We start from the raw sequence: 9,079 nt of genomic DNA, 5'->3' as shown, positions 1-9,079 counted from the left end.
CAGCCGGTGCAGTCCCCCGGCTGCCCCGCGCACGGACAGGGCCCCGGGGGACTGCACCGGCTGCACGAATCGGCCGACCTGAAGAAGCTGTACGAGGAACTCCGCGCCGAACACGGCCCCGTGGCGCCCGCACTGCTCCACGACGACGTGCCGGTGTGGGTGGTCCTCGGCCACGCCGAGAACCTCCACATGGTCCGCACCCCCGCCCAGTACACCCGGGACAGCCGGATCTGGTCCCCGCTCCGGGACGGCCTGGTCAAACCCGACCACCCGCTGATGCCGCACATCGCCTGGCAGCCGATGTGCGCCCACGCCGAGGGCGACGAGCACAAACGGCTGCGCGGCGCGATCGACTTCGCCATGTCGACCATCGACTTCCGCAGCCTGCGCCGGCACATCAACCGCTGCACCCAGCGTCTCGTCAACCGGTTCTGCGAAGTGGGCGAGGCCGAGGTCGTCAGCCAGTACGCCGAGCACCTGCCGATGGCCGTGATGTGCCACATCCTCGGCATGCCCGACGAGTACAACGACCGGATGGTCGAGTCGGCCCGCGACATGATCAGGGGCACCGAGACCGCCATCGCCAGCAACGCGTACGTCATGGACGCGCTGAGCCGGCTCACCGCGCGCCGCCGGCTGGAACAGCAGGACGACTTCGCCAGCCATCTCATCACCCACCCGGCCGAACTGACCGACGACGAGGTCAGGGAGCACCTGCGGGTGGTGCTCATCGCCGCCTACGAGTCGACCGCCAACCTCCTGGCCAACGTGCTGCGCACGGTGCTGGTCGACCCGCGCTTCCGGGCCCAGCTCAACGGCGGACAGATGACCGTGCCGGAGGCGGTGGAGCAACTGCTCTGGGACGAACCGCCGTTCAGCACCATCTTCGCCTACTTCGCCAAGCAGGAGACGGAGCTGGGCGGCCAGCGCATCCGCCGGGGCGACGGACTGCTGTTCGCCCCGGCCCCGGCCAACGTCGACCCGCGGGTACGCCCGGACCCGACCGCCCACATGCAGGGCAACCGCTCCCACCTCGCCTTCAGCGGGGGCCCGCACGAGTGCCCCGGGCAGGACATCGGGCGCGCCATCGCCGAGATCGGCGTCGACGCGCTGCTGATGCGGCTGCCCGACCTCGAACTCGACGTCGCCGACGAGGACCTGCGCCACACCGAGTCGATCGCCTCGCGCCATCTCATCGAGCTGCCCGTCCGGTTCACCCCGAGGGAGCAGCAGGACATCACCGAGCGGCCGAACCACGACCACCGTCCGGCGGCCCCGCGCCGCGACTGGCTCATCGGCAGTGCCGGACCGGGGGAGCAGGACGCGCCGTCCGCCGCCCGCCGCGATCCGTTCGGGTCCAGTGACGTCCCCGCCCCGCGGTCCGCGCTCACGGCAGGGGCACCGGCCGCTCAGCCGGACGGGCGGCCGGCCGCCGAGCCGGCCGTGGCCGAGCAGTCGGCCGCCGAGCCGGCGGCCGTCGCCGCCCCCGGGGAACCGGCCCGCGCGCCGGGCACCTGGCAGCGCCTCCTGAACTGGTGGCGCGGCTACTGACCGCAGGTCCGGGGCGCCGGGGGCCTGCGGGCGACGGTCCGGTCCACGGCGGTCCGTGCCTCGGCGGTCCGTGCCTCGGTGACGCGGTCGTCCGAGGCACGGACCCCGGTGGCGTGGTCCCCGACGGCACGGTCCCCGGCGACGCGGTCCTCCGCGGCCCAGTCCCCGTACGAGGTCCACGCCGCGAGCGTGCGGCCGCTGCGCAGCCGGTGCCGCGCCCCCGTCACCGGGTCGGTGAACTCCAGGGACCGCGCCAGCAGTTGCAGCGGGCGCCGGAAGTCACCGGCCGGGACGGGGCCGGTCACCTCCGGATACAGGGGGTCGCCGAGGATCGGCAGGCCCAGGGCACTCATGTGGACCCGCAGCTGATGGGTCTGCCCGGTGCCGGGCACCAGCCGGTACCGGGCGAGGCCGTCGGCCCGGTGCTCCAGGAGCTCGACCCGGCTGACCGCGTTCGGCTCGCCCCCGACCTCCCGCGCGGTCAGCACCCCGCGCTCCTTGACGATCCGGCTGCGCACGGTCCGGGGCAGGACGAGCGCCGGATCGTGGGGGGCGACGGCCTCGTACTCCTTGTGGACCAGCCGGTCGCGGAACAGCGTCTGGTACGCGCCGCGCTCCTCGGGCCGCACGGTGAACAGCACCAGCCCGGCGGTGAGCCGGTCGAGGCGGTGCGCGGCGCCCAGCAGCGGGATGCCCAGTTCGTGGCGCAGCCGGGCCAGCGCGGTCTGGGTGACGTGGCTGCCGCGCGGTGTGGTGGCCAGGAAGTGGGGCTTGTCGGCGACGACGATGTGCTCGTCCCGGTACACGACCTCCAGCGGGAAGGGCACCGGGACCTCGGCCGGAGGCTCCCGGTGGAACCACACGAACGACCCCGGCACGCAGGGGGCGTCGGCCGGCACGGGCCGCCCGTCCGCGCCCACGACCAGCCCCGCGTCGAACATGCCGTCGACGACGTCGGAGCCGACCGGGAAGCGGGCCACGAGGTGATCCCGCACGGTGGCCCACCGCCCCGTGCCGGGCAGGCGCACCCGCACCGGGTCCACACCGTCGCGCTGCGGCAGCGGGGAGGGCGGGGCGGTTCTGCGTCTGCGGCTCACGAGGGCCAAGGCTACGTGTCCGCCCCGCCCTCCTGCTGGTCCAGCGCTGCCTGCTTGACCTCGGCCTCGACCACGTGGCGTGGTTTCCCCTCGGCCCGCGCGAAGTCGCTCACCGCCGTCCGGAGCTCACGGGCGAGGTCGCGCCAGGCCCGCCAGGCCGTCTCCCAGGTGGTGGTCTGCATGCTGCTCCACTTGGTGTCCGTGGGAGGTCCGTACGTCTCCTGCAGATGGCGTACGCGGACGTGTGCCTCGTCCACCGCGCGCTGCTTGGCCACGAGTTCTTCGAAGGTGTTCGTCACGCGCCCGGATCCTCGGGCAGCGGGCGGGGGCGGGGCGCCGCGCCACGCCGTCCGCGGCGGCACGGGGGCCGGGGTTCACCCGACCGGCGCCGGGTGCGGCGGCCGCGAAGCCGGGCCGGAGGGGACGCGAGGGGGTGCGGTGACGGCCCCGGTGCGGTCCGGCGGCGGCCCGGTGGAGGTTCAGCCGGCCGCGGCCGACGGCCCCGCCTGCTCCTGCTCGGCCTCGACCCGCGCGTTCCAGTCCTGCTTCGAGGCCTGCCAGCCGTCCTCGTCGTGGCCGCGCCGCCAGTATCCGGAGATCGAGAGGTCCTCGCGCGCGACCTGCCGCTCCACCCGCAGCAGACGGCGCAGCTCCTTCACGAAATGGGCCTCGCCGTGGACGAAGGCGTGCACCCGGCCCTCGGGGAACTCCAGTGCCCGCACGGCCTCCACCAGCGCCTCGCCGACCGGACGGTCCCCCCGGTGCAGCCAGGTGACCGCCACCTCGGAGTCGATCTTCTGCTCCTCCCGCGGCCCCTCGACCTCCACGAAGGCGTGGACCCTGGCCCCGTCCGGCATGGCCTCCAGCGACCGGGCGATCGCGGGCAGCGCGCTCTCGTCGCCCGCCAGCAGATGCCAGTCGGCGCTGGGGTCGGGGGCGTAGGCGCCGCCGGGACCGATGAAGAACACGGTCTCGCCCGGCAGGACCCGCCGGGCCCAGGGGCCCGCCAGCCCTTCGTCGCCGTGGAGCACGAAGTCCAGGGTCAGCTCGCGCTGCTCGGCGTCCCAGTGGCGCACGGTGTACGTCCGGGTCACCGGCCACTGGGCGCGCGGGAACTCCTCACGGATCCGCTGCACGTCGAACGGTTCCGGATAGGTGACGCCCTCGGCGGGGAACAGCAGCTTCACGTAGTGGTCGGTGCAGGTGTCCGCCGTGAAGTCGACCAGGCCCTCGCCCCCCAGCACCACCCGCCGCATGTGCGGGGTCAGCTGCTCGGTGCGGAGCACCCGCCCGGAGTGGGGCCTGCGCGGCTCGCGTCCCGGTCGCTGTGCCATCTGGGGCCTCCCTGTCGCTTAGTTAGGTTTACCTAAGCTAACACCTTCCCGTGGTGATCACCCGGGCGTGCGGCGGCGCCTACCGCGCGAGGGTCGTCAGCAGCCGTTCCAGGGAGCCGCCGAGGCCCCAGCGGGCCGCCAGTTCCCGTACGGCGTCGGGGTCGCGCGGGGTCCGCGGCAGTGCCGTGCCGACCTCCGGGAGCGGGACGTCGTCCGCCACCCGGACGACCTTCGGGGCGACCGCCAGGTACGGGCGCGCCTCGGTGAGGCGCCTGCGCTGCGCCGGGGTCAGCCCGGCCTCCGGATCGTCGACCGCCGCCAGGATCCCGGCCAGGTCGCCGAACCCGGCCAGCAGCTTGGCGGCCGTCTTCTCGCCCACCCCCGGCACGCCCGGCAGGCCGTCGCTCGGGTCGCCGCGCAGCAGCGCCAGATCCGCGTACCCCGCGCCGTCCACCCCGTACTTCCCGCGCAGCACGGCCTCGTCGGTGATCTGGAGCGTGCCCACGCCCTTGAGCGGATACAGCACCCGCACTCCGCGCGCGTCGTCCACCAGCTGGTACAGGTCGCGGTCGCCGGTGACGATGTCCACCGGACCGCGCGCCCGCGCGGTGAAGGTGCCGATCACGTCGTCCGCCTCGTACCCGTCGACCCCCACGCGCGCGATGCCGACGGCGTCCAGGACGGCCTCGATCACCGGCACCTGCGGGGACAGGGTGTCGGGCACCTCCTCCTCGTCGGGGCCCGAGGCGCGCTCCTCGGCCACCCGGTGCGCCTTGTAGGAGGGGATCAGCTCCACCCGCCACGCCGGGCGCCAGTCGGCGTCCATGCACGCCACCAGGTGGTCCGGGTGGTGGTCCCGGACCAGGCGGTCGATGAAGTCGAGCAGCCCGCGCACGGCGTTCACCGGCGAGCCGTCCGGGGCCCTGACGGAATCCGGGACGCCGAAGTAGGCGCGGAAGTAGAGGGAGGCGGTGTCGAGGAGCATCAGTCGTCCGGTCACGCTCCGCATCATGCCGCACGCTGCCGACAGCGCCCGCAGCCGCACGACCGCGGGCCGGGACGCGCCCCCCGCCGTGCGGCGGGGGGCCTCGGGCGGGAGCCGCCCGCCGGACGGAACGCTCCGGATGTGAGGCGGGACACGTATGCGTTTGCCCTCGGGGAAACAGGGGAGGCGCGGCCCCGGAGTGGCGCCGGTTGCAGGTTCGACTGCCAGGAACACCTGAACCGTCCCGACGGGCGCCGCTCCTTGCCATTGCCGTCGAGTCAAGAGGTACACGTGTCAACGAGGCTTGAGGCCGAGCATCTGTACAAGGTGTTCGGCAGACGACCGGGCCAGGCGGTCGAGAGACTGCGCCAGAGCGAGGCCGACCGGGAGGAGCTGCGCGCCCAGGGCACCACGGCGGCCGTCATCGACGCCTCGTTCACCGTGGAACCCGGCGAGATCTTCGTCGTCATGGGCCTGTCCGGCTCGGGCAAGTCCACCCTGCTGCGCATGCTGAACGGCCTGTCGGAGCCGACCGCCGGACAGGTGCGGTTCGACGGCCAGGACCTCACCGCGCTGTCCGGCCGCGAGCTGCGCGAGGTCCGCTCCAGGAAGATCAGCATGGTCTTCCAGCACTTCGCGCTCTTCCCGCACCGCAGCGTCCGTGAGAACGCCGCGTACGGCCTGGAAGTGCAGGGCGTGCCCCGCGCCGAGCGCGAACGCCGCGCCGACGAGGCGCTCGCCCTGTGTGGCCTGGCCGGCTGGGAGAACTCCTGGCCCGACGAGCTGTCCGGCGGCATGCAGCAGCGGGTCGGGCTGGCCCGCGCGCTCGCGACCGACGCCGACCTGCTGCTGATGGACGAGTCCTTCAGCGCGCTCGACCCGCTGATCCGCCGCGACATGCAGGACCAGCTGGTGGAACTGCAGAAGAAGCTGAAGAAGACGATCGTCTTCATCACGCACGACCTCAACGAGGCCATGCGGCTGGGCGACCGCATCGCGGTGATGCGGGACGGCCGCATCGTGCAGATCGGCACCGCGCAGGACATCCTCATCCGCCCCGCCAACGACTACGTCGCCTCCTTCACCCAGGACGTCGACCGCTCCCGGGTGCTGACCGCCGGCGCCGTGATGGAGCGGGAGGTGCGCGGCGACGAGGCCGACTGCGCCTGCGAGACCGCGACCGCGCAGACGCCGTTCACCGACCTGTGCGCGATGAGCGCCCGCGCGGCGCACCCCGTGGCCGTCCTCGGCAACGAGGGCGAGGTCATCGGCGTGGTACCCCGGCAGCGGCTCGTCGGCTTCCTCGGCGACGAGGACGGCGGCCCCGGCGCCTGCGACTCCCCGCGCGGCGAGGGCGGGAAGGTGCTGACCCGTGCCTAGGATTCCGCTCGGCTCCTGGGTCAACAGCGCGGTCGACTGGCTGCTCGCCAACGTGACCTGGCTGTTCGACTTCTTCAAGACCGTCTTCACCGGCGCCTACGACGGCGTCAACGCCGTCCTCCAGGCGCCCGAGCCGCTGCTGCTCGCCGGCATCTTCGCGGTGATCGCCTTCTGGCTGCGCGGCACCGTCGCCGGTGTCCTCACCTTCGCGGGATTCGCCTTCATCGACTCCCTCGGGCTGTGGGGCGACTCGATGGTGACGCTGGCCCTGGTCGTCGTCGCCACCGTCATCGCGCTCGTCATAGCCGTGCCCGTGGGCATCTGGGCGGCCCGCTCGGACCGGGTCAGCGCCTTCGTGCGCCCGGTCCTCGACTTCATGCAGACGCTGCCCGCGATGATCTACCTCATCCCGGCGATCCTCTTCTTCGGGACGGGCTCCGCCCCCGGCATCGTCGCCACCCTGATCTTCGCGCTCGCCCCCGGCGTGCGCATGACCGAGCTGGGCATCCGCCAGGTCGACAAGGACCTCGTGGAGGCGGCCGAGGCGTTCGGCACCACGCCCCGCAACACCCTGCTGCGCGTCCAGCTGCCGCTGGCGCTGCCCACCGTGATGGCGGGCGTCAACCAGGTGATCATGCTCGGCCTGTCCATGGCCGCGATCGCCGGCATGGTCGGCACCGGCGGCCTCGGCGGCGCCGTCATCGAGGCCATCGGCCAGCTCGACGTCGGACTCGGCGCCGAGTCCGGCCTCGCCATCGTCATCCTGGCGATCTACCTCGACCGCATGACCAGCGCCCTGGGCACCCAGGTGTCCCCGCTCGGCCGCCGTGCCGCCGCCAGGGCGCGCGCCGCGCAGGGGCTGAAGATCTGGTCCTACCGGCCGCGCCCGCAGGTCGCCGTCATCGGTGTCGTCGTCCTGGCCCTGGTGGCCGGCGGCATGGGCATCTTCGGCGGCAACGGCAGGAGCGGCGGTACGGACACCGTCGCCGACGCCGGGAACGTCGGCGACGGCAAGAAGATCTCCATCGGCTACATCCCCTGGGACGAGGGCGTCGCCTCCACCTTCCTGTGGAAGGAGATCCTCGAACGGCGGGGCTTTAAGGTCGAGGCCACGCAGTTCGACGCGGGCCCGCTCTACACCGCGCTCGCGCAGGGCAACATCGACTTCCAGACGGACGCCTGGCTGCCCACCACCCACGCCGAGTACTGGAAGAAGTACGGCGACCGGCTCGAGGACCTCGGCACCTGGTACGAGGAGACCACGCTCGAACTCGCCGTGCCCGCCTACATGGAGGACGTCGACTCCCTCGAGGACCTCAAGGGCAGGGCCGGCACCTTCGGCGGGGAGATCACCGGCATCGAGTCCAGCGCCGGCATGATGGGCCTGCTCAAGGACAAGGTCCTGCCGGAGTACGGCCTGGACGAGGAGTACAAGGTCGTCGACAGCTCCACGCCGGCGATGCTGGCCGAGCTCAAGCGCGCCTACGGCAAGCAGGAACCGGTCGTCGTCACGCTCTGGTCGCCGCACTGGGCGTACAGCGACTACGACCTGAAGAAGCTGGAGGACCCCAAGGGCACCTGGGGCGAGGGCGACGCCGTGCACACCCTGGGCCGCAAGGGCTTCACCGAGGAGAACCCCCTCGTCGGCCGGTGGCTGAAGGACTTCTCGATGACCGAGGAGGAACTCACCGGCCTGGAGGCCGAGATCAACAAGGCCGGCAAGGGCCGGCAGCAGGACGCCGTCCGCGCCTGGCTGGAGGACAACCCGGACGCCGTCGACAAATTCGCGCCCGTGCGGCCGTCCGGTTCCGGCGACACCCCCGCCGAGGCGAAGCGCCCGCTGGACGTGGCCTGGTTCCCGTGGGAGGAGGACATCGCGATCACCTACCTGTGGAAGAACGTCCTGGAACGGCGCGGCTACACGCTGAACCTGAAGCAGATGGACGTCGGGCCGGTCTACACGGGCCTCGCCTCCGGTGATCTCGACCTCAACTTCGACGCCTGGCTGCCGCACTCCCAGAAGAACTTCTACGAGCCGAAGAAGGACAGACTCACCGACCTCGGCACGTGGTACGAACCGGTCTCCCTGGAGATCTCCGTCCCCTCGTACGTCAAGGGCGTCACGTCGCTGGAGGACCTCAAGGGCAAGGCCGACCTGTTCGGCGGGCGGATCGTCGGCATCGAGCCGGGCACCGGCCAGATGGACCTCCTGAAGACCAAGGTCCTGCCGGAGTACGGCCTGGACGAGGAGTACGAGGTCGTCGACGGCTCCTCGCCGGCGATGCTGGCCGAGCTCAAGCGCGCCTACGCCAAGAAGGAGCCCATCGCGGTCACGCTCTGGTCGCCGCACTGGACGTACAGCGAGTACGAGCTGACCAAGCTGGAGGACCCCGAGGGTGCCTGGGGCGAGAGCAACACCATCCACACCATCGCGAGCAAGAAGTTCCCCGAGCAGTACCCCGAACTCACGAAGTGGATCAAGGGGTTCACCATGAGCGAGGACGAACTCGGCACGCTCGAGAAGGAGATCAAGGACCGGGGCCAGGGCCAGGAGGAGGCGGCCGTCGCCGCCTGGCTCGAGGAGCACCCCGACGTGGTGGGGCGCATGACCCCGCAGTGACGACGGGGCTCCACGGCGACCACCGGGTCGCCGTGGAGCCCCGCACCGCTCGTCCCGAGGGGCGGGCCCGGCCCCGCCGTCAGGCGGGGCCGGGCCCGCCCCTCGGACCGTG

6 protein-coding genes and 1 pseudogene are annotated in these 9,079 nt (G+C 72.5%); 3 read left to right on the top strand and 4 right to left on the bottom strand.

Features of this window, described 5'->3' with window-relative positions; all coding sequences use genetic code 11:
• A partial coding sequence (locus AOK18_RS09400) for a cytochrome P450 (protein WP_055694004.1) occupies positions 1–1,551 on the top strand: 1,551 nt, incomplete at its 5' end.
• A 152-nt stretch (positions 1,552–1,703) separates the two neighbouring features.
• Here AOK18_RS09400 and AOK18_RS09395 read toward each other — a convergent pair.
• The 4 genes and pseudogenes from AOK18_RS09395 to AOK18_RS09380 form a co-directional block, all read right to left on the bottom strand.
• Positions 1,704–2,657 (bottom strand): annotated as a pseudogene (locus tag AOK18_RS09395) (RluA family pseudouridine synthase); the annotation flags it as partial.
• Positions 2,658–2,659: 2 nt separating this feature from the next.
• Positions 2,660–2,947 carry a hypothetical protein gene (locus tag AOK18_RS09390; RefSeq protein ID WP_055573137.1) on the bottom strand — a complete coding sequence of 96 codons (288 nt, stop codon included), beginning with the start codon at positions 2,945–2,947 and terminating at the stop codon, positions 2,660–2,662.
• 180 nt (positions 2,948–3,127) lie between these two features.
• Positions 3,128–3,982 carry a siderophore-interacting protein gene (locus AOK18_RS09385; protein ID WP_055694003.1) on the bottom strand — a complete coding sequence of 285 codons (855 nt, stop codon included), beginning with the start codon at positions 3,980–3,982 and terminating at the stop codon, positions 3,128–3,130.
• A gap of 79 nt (positions 3,983–4,061) precedes the next feature.
• Positions 4,062–4,991: a 5'-3' exonuclease gene (locus AOK18_RS09380; protein WP_240503120.1), complete on the bottom strand. Its 930-nt coding sequence runs from the start codon at positions 4,989–4,991 to the stop codon at positions 4,062–4,064.
• 267 nt (positions 4,992–5,258) lie between these two features.
• Between AOK18_RS09380 and AOK18_RS09375 the strand changes: the two genes are divergently transcribed.
• On the top strand, positions 5,259–6,347 hold the full coding sequence (locus AOK18_RS09375; RefSeq protein WP_055694002.1) for a quaternary amine ABC transporter ATP-binding protein: 1,089 nt from the start codon (positions 5,259–5,261) through the stop codon (positions 6,345–6,347).
• Positions 6,340–8,967, top strand: a complete 2,628-nt coding sequence (locus AOK18_RS09370) for an ABC transporter permease/substrate binding protein (RefSeq protein ID WP_055694001.1) — start codon at positions 6,340–6,342, stop codon at positions 8,965–8,967. Before AOK18_RS09375 ends, AOK18_RS09370 begins: the two co-directional genes overlap by 8 nt.
• The last annotated feature ends 112 nt before the right edge of the window (positions 8,968–9,079 follow it).

It is taken from the genome of Streptomyces prasinopilosus, from assembly GCF_001419695.1.
Taxonomy (GTDB): Bacteria; Actinomycetota; Actinomycetes; order Streptomycetales; family Streptomycetaceae; genus Streptomyces; species Streptomyces prasinopilosus.
The sequence above is the reverse complement of the archived record's forward strand: the minus strand, read 5'-3'. Positions and strand labels throughout refer to the sequence as shown.